This window comes from Actinomycetospora sp. (assembly GCF_036497245.1).
Classification (GTDB): Bacteria; Actinomycetota; Actinomycetes; order Mycobacteriales; family Pseudonocardiaceae; genus Actinomycetospora.
On record NZ_DASXJS010000026.1, the window covers coordinates 11,603 to 30,453 of the forward strand.

The window sequence follows — 18,851 nt, forward strand, 5'->3', positions numbered from 1 at the left end:
CGACGGAGCACGACCGGGTGTCACGATCCCCGGCAGCAGCAGATCGGCCGCCCAGCCCGGCGCCTCGATCCCGCCCCGCCGGAGAGGTGATCCGTGACCGCTCTCGCCGAGCGCACCGTCCGCCCCGACGGTGCCGCCCCGGGCCGTGCCCCGGTCCCGACCGCCGCGCGGGACCGCCTCGTGCGCACGGCCGCGCGGACGTTCGTGGTCGCTGCGCTCATCCTCGTCACGCTGTCCTGGGCGACCGGTGGCGGGCTCGCCGACCTCGGCGACCGGGCGTCCGGGCTGACGTCGCTCGGTCGGCTCACCGGGGTGGTGGCCTCGCTGCTGATGCTGGTCCAGGTGCTGCTCATGGCGCGGGTGCCGCTGCTGGAGCAGGCCTTCGGGCAGGACCGTCTCGCGGTCATGCACGGCCTCGTCGGGTTCACCTCGTTCACCGGGATGCTCGCGCACATCGGGCTGATCACCTGGGGCTACGCGGCCGGGGACCTGGCCGCGACCCCGGGCGAGCTGTGGGACCTCACCGTCACCTACCCCGGCATGCTGCTCGCCGCCGCGGGCACCGCCTGCCTGGTCCTCGTCACCGTCACCAGCCTGCGCGCGGCCCGCGCGCGCATGCGCTACGAGTCGTGGCACCTGCTGCACCTCTACGCCTACCTCGGCGTCGGGCTCGCCCTGCCCCACCAGCTCTGGACCGGACAGGAGTTCCTCGCCTCCCCCGCGCGCACCGTGTTCTGGTGGGCGCTGTGGGCCCTGGCCGCCGGGTCGGTGCTCGTCTGGCGGGTGGGGGTGCCGGTGTGGCGGACCCTGCACCACCGGCTGGTGGTCACCTCGGTCGTGCCGGAGGGCGACGGGTGCGTGTCGGTCTACCTGGCCGGGGCGCACCTCGGCGAGCTGGGCGTACGCGCCGGGCAGTTCCTGACCTGGCGGTTCCTGACGGGCACCGGCTGGATGCGCGCGCACCCGTTCTCGCTGTCCGCGGCGCCGGACGGGCGCAGCCTGCGGATCACCGTGAAGGACCTCGGCGACGGCACCGCCGCCCTCCCGGGCCTGCGCCCCGGCACCCGGGTGCTCATCGAGGGGCCGTACGGCCGGCTGACCGCGCGGGCCCGGACCGGCGACCGGATCGCCCTGATCGGCGCCGGGGTCGGCATCACTCCGCTGCGGGCCCTCGCCGAGGAGCTGGGTGGCGACCCGGCCGGGGTCGACGTCGTCGTGCTGCACCGCTTCAGCGGTCCGCCGCTGTTCGCCCGCGAGTTCGGCGCGCTCGCCCGCGGGCGACGGGTCGGCCTCATCCCGCTGCCCGGCCGCCGCCGCGCCCCCGACTCCTGGCTGGGAACGGGCGTCGGGCCCGCCGACGACGTCGCGGCCCTGCGGTCCCGGGTGCCCGACATCGCCGAGCGCGACGTCTACCTCTGCGGGCCGACCCCGTGGACCGACCTCGTCCACCGGAGCATCCTCGCGGCGGGCACCCCGGCCGACCGTGTCCACGTCGAGACGTTCGGGTGGTGAGCCCGGCGATGCCTCCCTCGCGCTTCGACCGCGGCACCCGCCGGATCGCGCTCTGCGGCCTCACCACCCTGAGCGCGGTGGTGCTGCTGTTCTCCTACCGCACCTCGACCTCGCCGGGGCTCCCCGAGGAGGCCGCGGGTGGGCCCGACGAGCCGGGCCCCGCCGTCGTCCCGGCCGCTGCGGCGCCGGTGGCCGCCCCCGGCCCGGTCGGGAAGGCGTCCACGGTCCGCGCCTGGTCCGGGGTCGTGACCGGGCCGGTCGTGCCGATCAAGTGGGGCGAGGTGCAGGTCCGGGCGACGATCGCGCGGGGGCGGATCGTCACCGTCGACGTGCTGCGGGCGCCGGACGAGAACGCCCACGACCGAGCGCTCAGCGCGGCCGCGGTGCCCGTGCTCGTCCGGGAGACGTTGGGGGCGCAGAGCGCGCGGATCGACATGGTCAGCGGCGCGACCTTCACCTCGACCGGCTACGTGCAGTCGCTGCAGGCCGCGCTCGACCGGACCGGGACGGCGTGAGCACCGCGACCGCGGCCGAGCCGGTCGCGCGCCGCGTCGAGCACGTGATGGGCATGCCGGTCAGCGTCGCGCTGCGCGGCAGGCACACCCGCGACGGTCCCGCCGACGCCGCCTGGGCCGCGGTGCTCGCCGTGCTGCGCGAGGCCGACCGGATGTTCAGCACCTACCGGGCCGACTCGGTGGTCTCGGCGATCCGGCGCGGCGAGCTCGCCGTAACCGACGCCCCCGCCGAGGTGCACGAGGTCCTCGCCGTCGCCCGCCGCGCCGAGCGCGCCACCGACGGGGCCTTCTCGGTGTGGCGCCCCGGCCCCGACGGCGCCCCGGCCCTCGATCCGAGCGCGGTGGTGAAGGGCTGGGCCGTCGAGCGCGCCGCGGCGGCCCTGGTCGCGCTCGCGGACACGGACTTCTGCCTGTCCGCCGGCGGGGACATGGTCTGTCGCGCCGTGCACGGCCCGCCGTGGCGCGTGGGGATCGAGGACCCGCAGGACCCGGCACGCCTGCTCGCCGCCGTCCCGGTCGCGGACGCCGCCGTCGCGACCTCGGGCACCGCGCACCGCGGTGCCCACCTGGTCGACGCGCGCACCGGCGAGCGTCCCGTCGCCGTCGCGCAGGTCACCGTCATCGCCTCCTCACTGACCTGGGCCGATGTCGACGCCACCGCGGCCTACGCCCTCGGTGAGCAGGCCGCGCGGTGGCTCGGGCGGCGGGTCGGGCGCACCGGCCTGGTCGTCTGGGCCGACGGGACGACGACCACGACGGAGTCCCCCACCAGGAGGTGAGGCCCGCGCGGTGCCATGATCGGGCCGACCCGGGAACGCTTCCGGCCTCCCCGGCCGGGCGGGGCGGACCCCGACCACGACTCCGGGAGACGCCGCATGACCACGGCGACGGCCCCGCCAGGACTCTCCGAGCGCGACGCCGAGCGGCTCGCCCGCGACGGCCGGGCCAACGCCCCGGTCCGCGGCTCCAGCCGCACGACCGCCCGCATCCTGCGCACCACGGTCTTCTCGTTCTACAACAACGTCCTGTTCGTCATCGGCTTCGCGCTGCTGGGGCTCGGGCGCTACTCGGACGCGCTGGTCAGCGTCGGCCTCGGCATCATCAACGCGGCGCTCTCGGCGTTCCAGGAGCTCCGGGCGCGTCGCGCGCTCGACCGACTCCAGCTGCTCGCGCGCGAACCGGTGACCGTGGTCCGCGACGGCGACGAACGTCAGATCACGCCCGCCGAGGTCGTCGAGGGCGACTTGCTGCGCGTGCGCGGCGGGGACCAGGTCGTCGTCGACGGGCCGGTCCTCGGCGAGGGTGCCTCGGAGAGCCGGAGCGTGCTCGAGGCGGACGAGGCACTGCTCACCGGCGAGGCCGACCCGGTGCCGAAGGCGCCCGGCGACCGGCTGCTCTCCGGGAGCTCGATCGCCTCGGGCGAGGGATGGCAGCGGGCGGAGGCGGTCGGGGTCGCCAGCCACGCGGGGCAGCTCACCCTCGCCGCCCGCGCCGACACCACCGACCAGACCCCGCTGCAGTGGCGCATCGACGTCGTCGTGCGGTTGGTCATCCTGCTCGTGCTGCTCATGAGCGGCGCGATCCTCGCCCAGGCCCTGCTCGACGGCTCCACGGTGCTGCGCTTCGTGCAGACCTCGGCGGTGCTCTCCGGCCTCGTGCCCTACGGGCTCTTCTTCCTCATCGCGGTCGCGTACGCCGTCGGGGCCACCCGCATCGCCGGCCGCGGCGCGCTCGTGCAGCAGACGAACGCCGTCGAGGCGATCAGCCGCGTCGACGTCATCTGCACCGACAAGACCGGCACGCTGACGAGCGGTCGGCTCTCCCTGGTGCGGGTCGTGCCCGTCGACGGGGTGCCCGCCGACCGCGCGCGCACTGTGCTCGGCACGTTCGCCCGCTCCGTGCGCGCCCCGAACGCCACCACCGCCGCGCTCGCGGGCGAGGACGCGCTGCCGGGGGCATCCGCCGAGGTCGGGGACGAGGTGGAGTTCCGCTCGTCGCTGCGCTGGAGCGGGATCCTGACCAGCCGGGAGGGAACGGACACGCAGGTCGTCGTGCTCGGCGCCCCGGCCACGCTCGCGCCCCACCTGACCGACGCGCCCGACGTCGTCGACGGCCTGCTGCGCGAAACCCGCGCGCACGCCGAGCAGGGCCTGCGGGTGCTGCTGCTCGCGCGGGCCCCCGGCGGCGCTGGCCTGCGCGACGACGACGGTCGCCCCGCCCTGCCCCGGGTGTCCGCCGAAGCGCTCGTGGTGCTCGGCGACGAGCTGCGCGAGGGCGTCTCGGAGGTGCTCGCGGGGCTGGCGGCCGAGGGCGTCGCGACCAAGGTGATCTCCGGGGACGACCCGGTGACCGTCGCCGCGCTCGCCCACCGGGCGGGACTGGTGGGGGACGCGATCGCCGGTCCGGAGCTGGCGTCGCTCGAGCCGGAGCGCTTCGACGAGGCCGTGGACACCTTCACCGTCTTCGGGCGGATCGCGCCGGAGCAGAAGGAGCAGATCGTCGACGCGCTGCGCCGACGCGGCCGCCACGTCGCGATGGTCGGCGACGGGGTCAACGACGCCCGGGCCCTCAAGCGCGCGCACGTCGGGGTGGCGATGCGCTCGGGCAGCTCGGTCACCCGGGACGTCGCCGACATCGTGCTACTCGACGACTCCTTCACCACGCTCCCGCCCGCCCGCACGGAGGGCCGGCGGATCGTGGCGGGCGTCGGGTCCTCGATGTACCTCTTCCTCGCCCGCGTGATGACGCAGATGTTCGTCATCCTCATCGTCACCCTGCTCGGGCTGGGCTTCCCGTACACGCCGACGCAGGTCGGGCTGACGCTGTTCACCGTCGGCCTGCCGACGTTCTTCCTGACGATGTGGGCCCGCCCCGCCGCGCCCGCGGACGACCTGCTGGTCTCGCTGGCCCGGTTCGTCCTGCCGGTCGGGATCCTCACCGCCGGGTTCGGGGCGGCGATCTACGCGGTGCTCTACGAGATGGTGCGCAGCGGGCTGAGCAGGCCGGACATCTCCGAGCGGGTCTACACGCTCTTCGAGAGCTACACCGGGCTGCGCTACGGCGTCGACGCCGACTTCGTCACCGCCTCGGCGACGCTCGGCGCGCAGAGCGGCCTGTCGATGTTCGTCTCGGTCACGGCGATCGTGCTGATCCTGTTCCTCGAGCCGCCCGCCCGGCTGTTCACCGCCTGGGCGCCGATCAGCCCGGACCGCCGCCCGGCGTGGCTCGCCGCGGGGCTGTTCGTGGCCCTCGTCGTCGTGCTGCTCGTCCCGACCACGCGTAGCTACTTCGGCCTGACGGCGCCGGACCCGCCGATCATCTACATGGTCGTGCCGACGGTGATCGTGTGGTTCGTCGTGCTCAGCCTGACGCTGCGCCACCGGCTGCTGGAGCGCCTCATCGGGCTGGGTGGCTCCGGCCCGTGAGCCGGGGGTGCGGCGGGGCGAGCTAGAAGACCGTGACCCCGTCGCCGATGCGCAGCGTGTCGAAGAACGTCGTCGCGTCCGCCGCCGAGAGGTGGATGCAGCCGTTCGACGAGGTGGTCAGGCTGCCCTCGTGGAAGGCGATGCCACCCGGCGCGAAGTAGACCGCGTGGTTCATCGGCTCGTCGAACTCGGTGCTGTACCCGTCCTTGTCCTTGCGCAGGACATGGAAGGTGCCGGTCGGGGTCGCCGAGGACGTCGGGCCGGGCGGGCGCTTGAACGTGTCGGCGCCCGGGAGCATCTCCACCGGCCCGCTGAGGACCTTCCCGTCGCTCTGCAGCCAGGCGGTGTGCTCGGCGAGGTCGACGCACGCCGTCGCCGCCTGCGGGCACTTGGCGAGCTCCGCGGGCGTCAGCGCGACGGGACCGGACGGTTCCGCGGGATGGACGGCGGCGGCCGCGGCTTGCGACGCGGGGGCCGGCGCCGCCGCGGCGGGTGCCCCGGTGTCGGTCCCGGTCGCGAACACCACGAGCACCGCGCCCATGGCGACCAGGACCCCGAGCGCGAGCAACAGGACGGGGCCGGTGCGCCGCGGTTCACGGACCGGGGTCCGCCGGGCCGGTCGGCCCGGGGGCTCGCGGCGGGCGAGCGCGGTCGACGGGCCACGGGCATCCGAGGCCGGCGCCGAGATCCTGGGGCGGCCGTCGCCCGAGCGTCCCTCGGAGGGAGAGGCGCGTCGCGGTGGGGCGGGGCGCCGGGCCGGGGGCGGACGGTGCTCCAGGGCCAACGGACGTGCCGGCGAACGTTGCGTGCGCTCGCGGCCCGACCGGGCGGAGTGGCGTGGCGCGATGGCGACGACTCCTCTCCTGCGCGACCCGGGACGTGCTCCTGACCACCCCCCACGGTAGTCAGCGTGATCGGACGACCACGGTCCGGGGTGGCCAGCCTCCCCGATCGGGGGATCGGGCGCTCAATCGGCGCGCCGGGTCAGCAGGAGCACGGGGATCGTCCGCGAGGTCTTGCTCTCGTAGTCGGCGAACCCGGGGTAGCGCTGCTTCTGGGTCTCCCAGATCGGGGCCCGCTCGTCGGCGGGCAGATCCCGGACGTGCACCGGGATCGTCTCGACGGTCTCGCCGTCGCCGATCTCGACCGAGACGTCCGGCTGGGCGAGGAGGTTGTGATACCAGTCCGGGTTGTCCGGCATGCCCGCCTTCGACGCGAACACGGCCCAGTCCCCGTCCACCGCCTGGTACATCATCGGGCTCAGGCGCTCGGTGCCGCTGCGCCGTCCGACGTGGTGCAGGAGGAGCAGCGGGGCGCCCTCGAACTGCCCGCCGACGTGCCCGCCGTGGGATCGGAATTCGTCGATGATCTGCTGGTTCCAGTCGCTCACGTCCCCCAGTCAACTCCTCACGGGGCCGGCTGCGCCACGGACGCCGGACCGGGGTGGGACGTCGGCGAGGCCGTGTCGTCGGAGCCGTCAATGTCGCCGGAGCCGTCAGTCCTGCAGGGTCCACCCCAGCAGCAGCGCGGGCCCGCCGTCGCACGGCACCACCGCCCACGCCGTCTCCGACCACCGAAAGATCGCGTCCTGGCCGAACCGACGCGCCAGGGCGAGCGCCCCGTCGTCGTCCCACCCGACGACGGCCGCAGACTCCTCGGCGTGCGTGCCGTCCTCCGCCGAGGCCACGGCCCGGGTCACCTCGAGGCCGAGGCCGGCCAGCTCTGCCTCCAGCGCGTCCTGCCTGCGCCGGTTCTCCGCCGCACCGAGCCGTGCGGCGCCGGGGTTGTGCGCGGTGAGCACGTGCACCGGGGAGACCCCCAGCGGGTAGCGGCCGGGGCGGTCGGCGGGGCGGACGGTGAGACGCCCGCCGGGGCACTCGAGGACGACCCGGGCCCGCGCGTAGTCGGCGAGACGGTCGTCGAGATCGGGCACGGCGCGCCTTCCGTCGTCGGCGCCGGGGGGCGGCCCACCCTGTCGGGGGGCGCGTCTAGCGTGCCGGGACGAGAGAACGCGGGGACAGGGCGGGGCCGGGAGGGGGCAGCGACGTGACGCTCCACGTGCACCGCGCCGAGCGCGCCGACCGGTTGGCCGAGGCGCTGGCCGACGTGCTCGTCACGCCCCCGGAGGATCCCTTCGCGGCCGACGTCGTCGCGGTGCCGACCCGGGGGGTGGAGCGCTGGCTCGCCCAGCGCCTCGCCCACCGCCTCGGGGCCGGCCTCGGCGAGGACGGGGTGTGCGCCCGCGTGGAGTTCCCGTCGCCCGCCGAGCTCGTGGCCCGCGCCCGGGGACGCGCCGAGGACGACCCGTGGCGGCCCGAGCGCCTCGTCTGGCCGCTGCTCGGGGTGATCGACGCCTGCGCGGGCGAGGACTGGTGCGCGCCGTTGGGCACCTACCTCGGCGTGGTCGGCGACGCCTCGGGCACCCGGGCGGGCAGGCGGTTCGCCGCGGCCCGCCACCTCGCCCGGCTCTTCGACTCCTACGGCGATCACCGTCCCGCCATGCTGCGGGCCTGGGCGGCGAAGGAGGACGACGACGGCGCGGGCGGCGAGGTCCCGGCCGACCTGCGCTGGCAGTCGGAGCTGTGGCGTCGCCTGCGGGACCGCCTCGGGGTCCCCGGACCCGCGGAGACGCTCCCGGCGCACTGCCTGGCCCTGGCGGGCGGCGACGGGGACCTCCCGGCGCGGCTGTCGGTGTTCGGCCCGACGCGTCTCGCCTCGGCCCACCTGGAGGTCCTCGAGGCCCTCGCCAGCACCCGCGAGGTGCACCTGTGGCTGCCGCACCCGTCGCCGGCGCTGTGGGACGCGGTGAGCGACGCGGGAGGCGCCGGAGCGCGCCGCCGCCGGGACGACCCGACGGCCGACACCGCCGCCCACCCGCTGCTGCGCTCGCTCGCGCGCGACGCCCGCGAGCTGCAGCTGCGCCTGCCCGTCCCCGGGCGCGGCGGCTGTGCCGTCGTCGACGTGCACCACCCGGCGCCGGCGTGCCCGCCCTCGACGCTGCTGGAGCGGCTGCAGGACGACCTGCGCCACGACCGCGCGCCGGTCCTCGCGGAGCGCCCGGGCGACGAGAGCGTCGTCGTGCACTCGTGCCACGGGCCGGACCGGCAGGTGGAGGTGCTGCGCGAGGCGGTGCTCGGCCTGCTCGCCGACGACCCCACGCTGGAGCCGCGCGACGTCGTCGTGATGTGCCCCGACGTCGAGACCTTCGCCCCGCTGATCACGGCCGCCTTCGGGGGCGCGGGCGAGGGCGAGCACCCGGGGCACCAGCTGCAGGTCCGGCTCGCCGACCGCGCCCTCACCCAGGTCAACCCCCTGCTCGGCGTGCTCGGCACGGTGCTGGAGCTCGCCGACGCCCGGCTGACCGCGAGCGAGCTGCTCGACCTCGCGGAGACCGGGCCGGTTCGCCGCCGCTTCCGGTTCGACGACGACGACCTCGAGCGGCTGCGGACGCTGGTCGCCCACGCGGGGGTGCGGTGGGGTCTCGACCGGTCCCACCGGGCCGCCTACCGGCTCGGGAAGGTCGCGGACAACACCTGGGAGCGCGGGCTCGACCGGCTGCTCCTCGGCGTGGCGATGTCCGGCGACGAGCAGGTCTGGCTCGACACCGCACTGCCCCTCGACGAGGTCGACTCCCGCGACGCCGACCTGGTGGGGCGGCTTGCGGAGCTGGTCGACCGGGTCGGTGAGGTGCTCGACAGGATGAAGGGCGAGCGCAGCGACGGGGCCGGATACAAGGGCGAGCGCAGCGACGGGGCCGTATACAAGGGCGAGCGCAGCGACGGGGGTGGGTTCACCGGAGAACAGCCCCTTGGCGCGTGGCTCGACGCGCTGACGCTCGCCGTGGACGCGCTGACCGCGACCCCGCAGGCCGACGTCTGGCAGCTCACGCAGACCCGGGCGGTGCTCGCCGAGGTCCGGGGATCGGGCAGCGGATCCGGTGAGGAGCGCCCGGCGCTGACGCTGCACGACGTCCGCGCGGTGCTGTCCGACCACCTCGCGGGCCGGCCCACCCGGGCGAACTTCCGCACCGGCACGCTCACCGTCGCCACCCTGCTGCCGATGCGCAGCGTCCCCCACCGCGTGGTGTGCCTGCTCGGGCTCGACGACCAGGTGTTCCCCCGCGAGACCCGCACCGACGGCGACGACGTGCTCGCCCGGAATCCCTGCGTGGGCGAGCGCGACGCGGCCGCGGAGGACCGCCAGCTGCTGCTCGACGCGATCCTCGCCGCGACCGAACGGCTGGTCGTCGTGCACTCGGGCGCCGACGAGCGCACCAACGCCCCCCGCCCGCCCGCCGTCCCGATCGGGGAGCTGCTCGACACCCTCGACCGGACCGCGTCGATCGACGGCGGCCCCGCGCGCGCCCACGTCGTGCACCGCCACCCGCTCCAGCCGTTCGCCGCGGCCGAGTTCAGCACCCACGCCGGACGGCCGTTCAGCTTCGACGCCTCCCAGCTGGCCGGCGCCCGCGCGTTGCTGTCCGGCCGCGCGACGCCCCCGCGCTTCCTCGACGGCCCGCTCCCGGCGTCGGCCGGCCCCGAGGAGGTCGATCTCGTCGACCTGGTGCGGTTCGTCGAGCACCCGGTGAAGGCGTTCCTGCGTCAGCGCCTGTCACTGATCCCGCGGGGCGAGGAGGACGAGCCCGACGAAGCCCTCCCGGTCGACCCGGACGGCCTCGCGAAGTGGGCGATCGGGGATCGGCTGCTGACCGACCGGCTCGCCGGGCACGGTGTCACCGCGTGCATCGAGGCCGAACGCCGCCGCGGGACCCTCCCGCCAGGAGCCCTCGGGCTGCGGCTGGTCCGTTCGATCGGGCGCCAGGCCGAGGATCTCGTCCGGACGGCGACACCGCTGTGGGCGGCGCCCGCACGCGATCTCACGATCTCCGCGGCCCTCGACGACGCCACCACCGTGGTCGGGACGGTCCCCGGCGTCCGCGGGACGACGCTCGCCTCGGTCACCTTCTCCCGGCTCGGCGCGAAGCACCGGGCCGCCGCCTGGGTGCAGCTGCTGGCGCTGGCCGTGGCGCACCCGGACGAGGCGTGGTCCTCGGCGACCATCGGCAAGGGCCAGGAGGGCCCGCGCACCGAGACGGTGCCACGGATCGACCCCGAGCACGCCCGCGCCGTGCTCGCCGACCTCGTCGCGCTGCGCGCCGAGGGGCTGCGCGAGCCGCTGCCGCTCTTCCCGAAGTCCTCCGAGCGCTACGTCTCCGACCGGCCGCGCAAGACCACCCGGCAGTCCTTCGACGCGGCCCGCCGCTCCTGGACGGGCGACTTCGGCGACGGGCGCGACGCCGCGCACGTGCTCATCTGGGGCCGGGACCGCACGCTCGACGACGTGGCGGGCGCCCCGACCGGTCCGGGTCCGGACGCGGGCGGCGAGTCGACGCGCTTCGGGGAGCTCGCGGTGCGGCTCTGGCGTCCGCTGCGCGAGGCGGAGTCCGGACACGAGGAGCACTACCGGTGAGCGCGCCGACGACGGACACGGCCGGGACCGCGGTGCCCTTCGACGTCCTCGGGCCGCTGCCGAGCGGCACGACGGTGCTCGAGGCCAGCGCCGGGACCGGCAAGACGTACACGATCGCCGCGCTCGCGGCCCGGTACGTGGCCGAGGCCGGTGTACCGCTCTCGGAGCTCATGCTCGTCACGTTCGGCCGCGAGGCCACCCGGGAGCTGCGGGAACGGGTCCGCGAGCGGCTGGTCGCCGTCGAGCGGGCGCTCGCCGGGGGCGACCCGGGGACCGACGCGGTGACCGCGTCGATCGTCGGGGTGGACGACGACGAACGGGCCCGCCGTCGTGGTCGTCTCGCGCGCGCCCTCGCGCACTTCGACGAGGCCACGATCGCCACGACCCACCAGTTCTGCCAGGACATGCTCGCCGGGCTCGGGGTGGCCGGGGACACCGACGCCGACGCGCGGTTCGTCGAGCAGATCGACGACGTGGTCACCGAGGTCGTCGACGACTTCTACGTCCGCGCCTACGCCCCCGACCAGGCGCCCACCCCGCCGTTCGACCGCGCCACCGCGCTCGCGCTCGGGCGGGCCGCCGTGGCCGACCCCACGGCGGTCATCGCGCCCGCGGCGGGCGCCACCACCGGGGAGGCGGACGCCCGGTCCCGGTTCGCGGTGGCGGTGCGTGAGGAGGTCGACCGGCGCAAGCGGACCCGACGGCTGTTCACCTTCGACGACATGCTCACCCGGTCGCACGCGGCGCTCGTCGACCCGCGTCTCGGCGGCGCCGCGTGCGACCGGCTGCGGGCCCGCTACCGGGTCGTGCTGGTCGACGAGTTCCAGGACACCGACCCGATCCAGTGGGACATCCTGCGGGTCGCGTTCCACGGGCACTGCGCGCTCACCGTGATCGGCGACCCGAAGCAGGCGATCTACGCCTTCCGGGGAGCGGACGTCGTCTCCTACCTCGCCGCGGCGGAGACGGCGGGCGCCCGCGCCACCCTCGCCACCAACCACCGCAGCGACGCGGGCCTGCTGGCCGCCCTCGACGGCGTCGTCGGCGGCGCCGCGCTCGGCGACGGGCGGATCATCGTGCACCCGGTCGCCGCGGCCCACCAGGGCCCCCGCCTGGCCGGCGCGCCCGACGGCACGCCGTTCCGGCTGCGGGTCGTGCCCCGGAAGGGCCTGCGGGCGAACTGGCGCACCGGGCTGCCCGAGATCGGCCCGGCCCGGGCGCGGGTCGCCGAGGACCTCACCGCCGACGTCAGCGCCCTGCTCGCCGCGGACTCGACCTGGGACGGCCGGGCGCTGGGTCCGGGCGACGTCGCGGTGCTCGTGCGCACCAACGCGCAGGCCGACCTGGTGCGCGAGGCGCTCGCCGGGGCCGGGGTGCCCGCCGTCCTCGCCGGCGCGGCGAGCGTCTTCGCCACGGACGCCGCGCGGGAGTGGCTGACGCTGCTGGAGGCGATCGAGCAGCCCGGCCGGGGCGCCCGGGTGCGGGCGGCCGCACTGACCTGCTTCGTCGGGAGGCGGGCGGCGGACCTCGACGCCGACCCCGACGCCGTGCTCGCCGAGGTCGGCGAGGACCTGCGCCGCTGGGGCGCGGTGCTGCGCGACCGCGGGGTCGCCGCGATGCTCGAGGTCGCGTCCGTGCGTCACGACCTGGTCCGTCGCGTGCTCGGCACCGTCGGCGGGGAGCGGCTGCTCACCGACGTGCGCCACGTCGGGCAGGTGCTGCACGCCGAAGCGGCGGCCCAGCGCCTCGGGGCGGTCGCGCTCACCGAGTGGCTGCGCCTGCGCATCGTCGAGAGCGAGAACCGGCGCGGCGAGTCCCGCCCGGAACGCACCCGGCGGCTGGAGTCCGACACCGACGCCGTGCAGGTCCTGACCGTCCACAAGTGCAAGGGCTTGGAGTTCCCGGTCGTGTACGTGCCGTTCGGCTGGGACCGGTGGGTGCCCGGCGAACCCCGCGAGGTGCTCCACCACGACGAGGCGGGGCGACGGGTCCGCGCGGTCGGGGGGCCCGGGGATCCGGAGTGGGCCGACCACTGCCGCGCCCAGCGCGACGAGGACGACGGCGAGGACCTGCGGCTGCTCTACGTGGCGCTCACCCGGGCGCAGGGCCAGGTGGTGGCGTGGTGGTCCCCGTCGTCGCAGACCGCGTCGTCGGCGCTGAACCGGGTGCTGCGCACCCGGGACCGGTCGCCGGGATTCGAACCCGACCCGTTCGTCAGCATCACCGACGACACCACGGTGTGGGCCGAGCTCGCCGCGTACGCCGGTCCGCACGTGGCCGTGGAGCCGGTCGCCGCCCGCGAGGCGCTGCACTACGTGCCCGCGGCCGCCCGGTACGGCCGGCTCGACGTCGCCCGGTTCGACCGGGAGCTGGATCTGGCCTGGCGCCGGTCGTCGTACTCCTCATTGACGGCGGACGCTCACGCCGCCCACGGCGGCGTGCCCGAGCCCGCCACGTCCGAGCCCGAGGAGTCCACGGTCACCGACGAGGCCGACCTCGAGGTGGACCCGGCCCCGGACGCGGCGGCACTGCCCTCACCGATGGCCGATCTGCCGTTCGGGGCGGCGTTCGGGGTGCTCGTTCACTCCGTGCTGGAGACCGTCGACACCGCCGCGGGCGACCTCGGCGCCGCCCTCGCCGAGGCCGCGGGCGAGCAGCTGGTCCGCCGCCCGCTCGCCGGGGTGACCGCCACCGAGCTCGCCGTCGCCCTGGAGCCGGTCGTCCGCACGCCCGTCGACCGGCCCGCCGACGCGCCGGCGTGGACCTACGCCGACATCGCGCCCCGAGACCGGCTCGCCGAGCTGGACTTCGAGCTGCCGCTGGCGGGGGGAGACCGGGCACCCGCCCGGGAGACGGTCACCCTCGGCCGCGCCGCCGCACTGCTGCGCGTGCACCTGCCGGCCGACGACCCGCTGGTGGGCTATCCGGAGGCGCTGGAGGCGATCTCGGGCCAGGTCCTGCGCGGGTACCTCACCGGCAGCATCGACGCGGTCCTGCGCGCCCCCGACGGGCGGTTCGTGATCGTCGACCACAAGACGAACTGGCTCGGGCCGATGCCGCTGGACGACTCGGCGGGCGACCGGCTCACCAGCGCCCACTACGGCCCGGCCCAGATGACCACCGCGATGATCCGCGCGCACTACCCGCTGCAGGCGCTGCTGTACGGGGTCGCGCTGCACCGGTTCCTGCGCTGGCGGCTGCCGGGCTACGACCCCGGGACCCACCTCGGTGGCGTCGCCTACCTGTTCCTGCGGGGCATGTGCGGCCCGGACACCCCGGTCGTCGACGGCACCACCTGCGGGGTGTTCCGCTGGTCCCCGCCGCCCGCGCTGCTCGTCGCCCTCTCCGACCTGCTCGCCGGGAGGACCCCGTGACCCTGCTGCCCGAGCTCGCGTCCGAGGACGGCGTCCGGTACGCCGTCCGCGCGACGGGGCTGCTCGCCGAGTTCGGTGCCCGCGGTGTGCTCGGGCCCGCCGACATCGCCGTGGCGCGCCGCCTCGCCCGCCTCGGCGGGGAGACCGACGAGCAGGTGCTCCTGGCCGCGGCGCTGACCGTGCGGGCGCTGCGCGCCGGGTCGGTGTGCCTCGACCTCGCCGACGTCGACCGCCGGGTGCTCGGCGAGGACGACGCGCTCGTCGCCACCGACGACCTCGCCTGGCCGGAACCGGACGCGTGGGAGGCCGCCCTGGCCGCGAGCCCGCTCACGAAGCCGGGCGGTCCGCTGCGTCTCGACGACGGCCTGCTGTGGCTGGACCGCTACCGCCGCCAGGAGGACCAGGTCCGCGACGACCTGACCGCCCGCGCCGTGGCGGCACCACCCGCCGTGGACCACGAGCGCCTGGGCGCCGCGCTGGACCGCCTGTTCGGCGACGTCGGCGCCGACGACCGGCAGCGTCTGGCCTGCGCCGTCGCGACACTGCGGTGGACGGCCGTCGTCGCGGGTGGTCCCGGTACCGGCAAGACGACGACGGTCGCCCGGCTCCTCGCCGTGCTGCGCGACCAGGACCCGACCCTGCGGATCGCCCTCGCGGCGCCGACCGGCAAGGCCGCGGCCCGGCTCGGGGAGGCTATCGGCGAGGAGCGGCTCCCCGTCGCCGACCGCGCGCGGGTCGGGACGCCGGAGGCCTCCACGATCCACCGGCTGCTCGGCTCCCGGCCCGACTCGACCTCGCGGTTCCGCCACGACCGGACCCGGCGGCTCCCCGTCGACGTCGTCGTCGTCGACGAGACCTCGATGGTGTCGCTGACCCTCATGGCGCGGCTGCTCGAGGCGGTCCGCGACGACGCCCGGGTCGTCCTCGTCGGCGACCCCGACCAGCTCGCCTCCGTGGAGGCGGGCGCCGTCCTGGGCGACCTGGTGTCGGCGCCGGACCTGGGCTCCGGGGTCGGTACCGAGGCCCTCGACGCCGCCCTCGAAGCGGCCGGGTGCACGGCCCGGCCCGGCGCGAACGGCGTCGTGCGCCTCGACCGCAACTACCGCAACAACGCCGACATCGCCGCCCTCGCCGCCGCCATCCGGTCCGGCGACGCCGACGCCACCCTGGAGTGCCTGCGCACGGCCTCGTCGCTGGACTTCCTCGAGTCGGTCGACCTCACGCAGCGGGATCCCGCGGGACTGGCGGCCATGCGCGAGGAGGTCGTCGCCGGGACGCGGGAGGTGGCGGAGGCGGCCCGCCGGGGCGAGGCCGAGACCGCGCTGGAGAAGGGCGAGGAGCACCGCCTGCTGTGCGCCCACCGCCGCGGGTCCTACGGGGTGTCGCGCTGGGCCCGCCAGGTCCAGCGGTGGCTCTCCGAGGACGGCGGGGTCGATGCGGACCTGGAGGCGGGGGCGGAATGGTGGCCCGGCCGCCCGCTGCTCGTCACCCGGAACGATCGCGACGCGGGCCTCTACAACGGCGACACCGGGGTCGCCGTCGAGCGCGCCGGGCGCCTGGTGGCCGTGTTCAGCCGGGGTGGCCGGGCGCTGGAGCGGGCGCCTGCGCTGCTCGGGTCGGTCGAGACCGTGCACGCGATGACGGTGCACCGGGCCCAGGGCAGCCAGTACGCGCGGGTCAGCGTCCTGCTGCCCCCTCCGGAGTCGCCGCTGCTGACCCGGGAGCTGCTCTACACCGCGGTGACCCGGGCGCGGACCCGGGTGCGCGTGGTCGGGTCGGCGGAGGCGGTGCGCGCCGCCATCGAGCGCCCCGTGAGCCGGGCGTCCGGATTCGCGCGCCGGAGCGCGGCACCCGCACGGTGACGTTCGGCGGGGGGCGGTGACTGACGACCCTCCGGTCGGGTATCTATTCCTGCCATGGACCCCTCCCAGGCCCGCAATCCCTCGGCGCTGCCGGACAGCACGCCCGAGAAGCAGAGCGAGCTGAAGCTCAATGTCGGGATCGGCACCATCGGTACCGTCCTGTCGCTGTTCGTCACGATCGTCTTCTTCCTGGTGATCGACGAAGTGATCCTCGGGATCGTCTTCGCGGTCGTGACGGTCGCGTCCGCGGCGATCACGCTCTACGTGCTCGGCCGGATGCGCCGGGGCGCAGGTGGCTCGGCCTCATAGGGCCGCAGGCCACCTACCCGACGACGACCCCGAGCGCGCGGCACACGTCGGCGGCCTGCGCCTCGCTGATGACCGCGCCGCGCAGGGTCCGGGGGGCGTGCTCGGTGAGCTCGCCGAGGTCGGCGCCCCGCAGGTCGGCGCCGGCCAGGCGGGTGTGGGCGAGATCGACGTCGCGCAGCGTGCAGTCGACGAGCGTGGCGTCGCGCAGGTCCGCTCCGCGCAGGTCGGCCTCGGAGAGGTCCAGCCCGCGCAGGGTCACCCCGCGCCACACGACGTCCTGCAGGTTCGCCAGGCCCAGGTTCGACCCGTCGAGGTGGTAGGTGACGGCGAGCCCGCGCAGGCCCGAGAGGTCGGCCCCGATCATGCGGCAGTCGGTGAAGCGGGTCTCGGTGAGCAGTGAGCCGGTGAGCCGGATGCGGGAGAGGTCGGCCGCCTCGACGACCGCATCGGTGAGGTCCGCGTCGATGATCACCGCGCCCGACCAGGTCCCGCCGCGCACGTGGGCCCCGTCGAGCGTCGCGGCCCGCAGGTCCACGCCCGGGAAGCGGCAGGCCTCGAACGTGGCGCCGCTCAGGTCGATGCCGTGCAGGTCGGGCTCGTCCGCCGAGCAGCGCCGCAGCACCGCGTCGCGGGCCCCGTCGAGCGGTGTCCGCAGGTCGAGTCCGGAGAGGTCGGCGTCCTCGACGGGCTCGCCCGCGGCGAGCAGGGCCGCCACCTCGTCCGCGCCCGGGCGTCGTGCTCCGTCGTCCACGCCGTCCAGCCTTGCAGCAGCGACGACGGCGGGTGATCACCGGTAGCCGCGGAACCCCCGCCACGCGAGCCTGCGTTCCCGCCGCGGGTCGCTCTCGATCCGGTCGGTCGTGTCGAGGATCCGCGTCAAGCGGGCATCGGCGGTGTAGCGCGGCCAGAACCCGGCGGGAGCCCCGTCGTGCGCGAACGACGTCCACTCGCGCTGCATCCGCGCCGAGAGCGCGCGCAGCGCCCGCCGGCCGCCCAGCATCGTCAGCACCCGGCCCGCGCGGGAGTCGGCGAGCCCGAACACCGGATAGATCTCGGTGCCGTGCGTGGCGCGCAGCCCGAGCAGTCGCAGGAGTCGTGGGGCGAGGTCGAAGCGGTACGCGTACACCGCATGGCCCGCCGCGGCGTGCGACTCCATGACCTGCACCGACGGGTACCAGAACATGTAGTCGCCGCCGAGGTCCTTGCGGTGCGGCGTGCCGCGGTAGGCCGCGAGGACCTGCTCACCCACCTCGGGCTGGGTCGCCGCGAACAGTGCGTCGGCGCGCTCGTCGGACACGAGCAGGTCGAGCCGGAGGCCGGGGAGCTCGAAGAGCCGTCCCTCGGTGTCGTTGGTGCCGATGATCAGCGGGACCGGGTGGCTGCGGCCGGCGGCGAAGGCGTCGAGGGGTGCCTCGGGCAGGACGTCGCCGTCCACTGTCGGGGCGGTGAGCAGGACGCCCGGCGTGTCGTCGGTGGCGTGGCGCATCCGGCCGGAGGCGGCGAGCAGGTCCTCGGTCGACGCCGCGTCGAGCAGTCGCGCCGCCGTGCCCGCGGGCAGCGGCTCCCGGTCGACGCCGGGCACCGGGATGCCGTTCACGTCGGCCAGCGCCCGGACGTACTGGCGGGCCCAGCCGCCCGCACGCTCCGCGGACCACGCGAGCCCGGGCGCGGAGCTCTCCGCGATCGCGCGGTGGAAGAGCCCGCGCGCGGCAGGCACCGTCATGAGGGTGGTCACCGAGATGGCGCCCGCGGACTCCCCGAAGATCGTGACGTTGTCCGGGTCTCCGCCGAACGCCGCGATGTTGTCCTGCACCCAGCGCAGCGCCGCGATCTGGTCGCGCAGGCCCAGGTTGGTGTCGAAGGACCGCTCGGGCGTGGAGAACGAGGAGAAGTCCAGGTAGCCGAGCGCGCCCAGCCGGTAGTTGACGCTGACGTAGACGACGTCGCCGTCGCGCGCGAGGTCGTGCCCCCGGTAGGTGGGGGCCGACGAGGCGCCGAGGACGAACGCCCCGCCGTAGAACCAGACCATCACCGGGCGCGGGCTCTCGGCGGGCGCCGACGGCGCGACGACGTTCAGCGTCAGGCAGTCCTCGGCCATCGGGGTGTGCTTGCCCGCGCCGACGAACTCGCCGACCCGCTCCTGGGGCGGCACGGGCCCGAACGTCACCGCCTCCCGCACGCCCTCCCAGGACTCCGGCGGTTCCGGGGCCCGCAGGCGGCGGGACCCGACCGGCGGCGCCGCGTACCGGATCCCGCGCCAGACGTGCACCCCGCGCCCCGCGTGCCCGCGCAGGATCCCGGCCGTCGTCTTGATCTCCGTGCCCGTGCTCTCGTCCGTTCGGCTCCCGTCCACGCCCGTCACTGTGCTCCGTGCCCGGGACGCAT

Annotated in this window: 13 protein-coding genes; 8 read left to right on the forward strand and 5 right to left on the reverse strand. The window is 76.0% G+C overall.

Annotation, left to right across the window (positions count from 1 at the left end; translation table 11 throughout):
- Nucleotides 1-93 precede the first annotated feature (93 nt).
- The 4 genes from VGI02_RS03590 to VGI02_RS03605 all read left to right on the forward strand — a co-directional run bounded on the left by VGI02_RS03590 (nucleotide 94) and on the right by VGI02_RS03605 (nucleotide 5,452).
- The gene (locus tag VGI02_RS03590) at nucleotides 94-1,512 is read left to right on the forward strand and encodes a ferredoxin reductase family protein (protein ID WP_331625884.1); all 1,419 of its coding nucleotides are present in this window, start codon (nucleotides 94-96) and stop codon (nucleotides 1,510-1,512) included.
- An 8-nt stretch (nucleotides 1,513-1,520) separates the two neighbouring features.
- Nucleotides 1,521-2,027, forward strand: coding sequence for an FMN-binding protein (locus tag VGI02_RS03595; RefSeq protein WP_331625886.1), 507 nt, complete (start codon nucleotides 1,521-1,523; stop codon nucleotides 2,025-2,027).
- Nucleotides 2,024-2,806, forward strand: a complete 783-nt coding sequence (locus VGI02_RS03600; RefSeq protein WP_331625887.1) for an FAD:protein FMN transferase — start codon at nucleotides 2,024-2,026, stop codon at nucleotides 2,804-2,806. Before VGI02_RS03595 ends, VGI02_RS03600 begins: the two co-directional genes overlap by 4 nt.
- A gap of 96 nt (nucleotides 2,807-2,902) precedes the next feature.
- Nucleotides 2,903-5,452 (forward strand): HAD-IC family P-type ATPase, encoded by a 2,550-nt coding sequence (locus tag VGI02_RS03605; protein WP_331625888.1) that lies wholly within the window; start codon nucleotides 2,903-2,905, stop codon nucleotides 5,450-5,452.
- Nucleotides 5,453-5,474: 22 nt separating this feature from the next.
- Here VGI02_RS03605 and VGI02_RS03610 read toward each other — a convergent pair whose 3' ends face one another.
- The 3 genes from VGI02_RS03610 to VGI02_RS03620 all read right to left on the reverse strand — a co-directional run bounded on the left by VGI02_RS03610 (nucleotide 5,475) and on the right by VGI02_RS03620 (nucleotide 7,385).
- A complete protein-coding gene (locus tag VGI02_RS03610; RefSeq protein ID WP_331625889.1) occupies nucleotides 5,475-6,020 on the reverse strand; it encodes a L,D-transpeptidase in 546 nt (181 codons plus the stop codon).
- Nucleotides 6,021-6,419: 399 nt separating this feature from the next.
- On the reverse strand, nucleotides 6,420-6,842 hold the full coding sequence (locus tag VGI02_RS03615) for a nitroreductase family deazaflavin-dependent oxidoreductase (RefSeq protein WP_331625890.1): 423 nt from the start codon (nucleotides 6,840-6,842) through the stop codon (nucleotides 6,420-6,422).
- A 105-nt stretch (nucleotides 6,843-6,947) separates the two neighbouring features.
- Nucleotides 6,948-7,385, reverse strand: coding sequence for a DUF3293 domain-containing protein (locus VGI02_RS03620; RefSeq protein WP_331625891.1), 438 nt, complete (start codon nucleotides 7,383-7,385; stop codon nucleotides 6,948-6,950).
- 113 nt (nucleotides 7,386-7,498) lie between these two features.
- Here VGI02_RS03620 and VGI02_RS03625 point away from each other — a divergent pair, with 113 nt between their 5' ends.
- From VGI02_RS03625 to VGI02_RS03640, 4 genes are read left to right on the forward strand one after another with little or no spacing between them, the layout of a single operon-like run.
- Entirely contained in the window at nucleotides 7,499-10,921 is a 3,423-nt protein-coding gene (locus VGI02_RS03625) for an exodeoxyribonuclease V subunit gamma (RefSeq protein ID WP_331625892.1), read from the forward strand.
- Nucleotides 10,918-14,295 (forward strand): UvrD-helicase domain-containing protein, encoded by a 3,378-nt coding sequence (locus VGI02_RS03630; protein WP_331625893.1) that lies wholly within the window; start codon nucleotides 10,918-10,920, stop codon nucleotides 14,293-14,295. Before VGI02_RS03625 ends, VGI02_RS03630 begins: the two co-directional genes overlap by 4 nt.
- A complete protein-coding gene (gene recD, locus VGI02_RS03635) occupies nucleotides 14,292-16,157 on the forward strand; it encodes an exodeoxyribonuclease V subunit alpha (RefSeq protein WP_331625894.1) in 1,866 nt (621 codons plus the stop codon). Before VGI02_RS03630 ends, recD begins: the two co-directional genes overlap by 4 nt.
- 54 nt (nucleotides 16,158-16,211) lie before the next feature.
- The gene (locus VGI02_RS03640) at nucleotides 16,212-16,466 is read left to right on the forward strand and encodes a hypothetical protein (protein WP_331625895.1); all 255 of its coding nucleotides are present in this window, start codon (nucleotides 16,212-16,214) and stop codon (nucleotides 16,464-16,466) included.
- Between the two features lie 13 nt (nucleotides 16,467-16,479).
- Here VGI02_RS03640 and VGI02_RS03645 read toward each other — a convergent pair whose 3' ends face one another.
- Together VGI02_RS03645 and VGI02_RS03650 are read right to left on the reverse strand one after the other, a co-directional pair.
- A complete protein-coding gene (locus VGI02_RS03645; protein ID WP_331625896.1) occupies nucleotides 16,480-17,217 on the reverse strand; it encodes a pentapeptide repeat-containing protein in 738 nt (245 codons plus the stop codon).
- 36 nt (nucleotides 17,218-17,253) lie between these two features.
- Entirely contained in the window at nucleotides 17,254-18,819 is a 1,566-nt protein-coding gene (locus VGI02_RS03650) for a carboxylesterase/lipase family protein (protein WP_331625897.1), read from the reverse strand.
- Nucleotides 18,820-18,851: the final 32 nt, after the last annotated feature.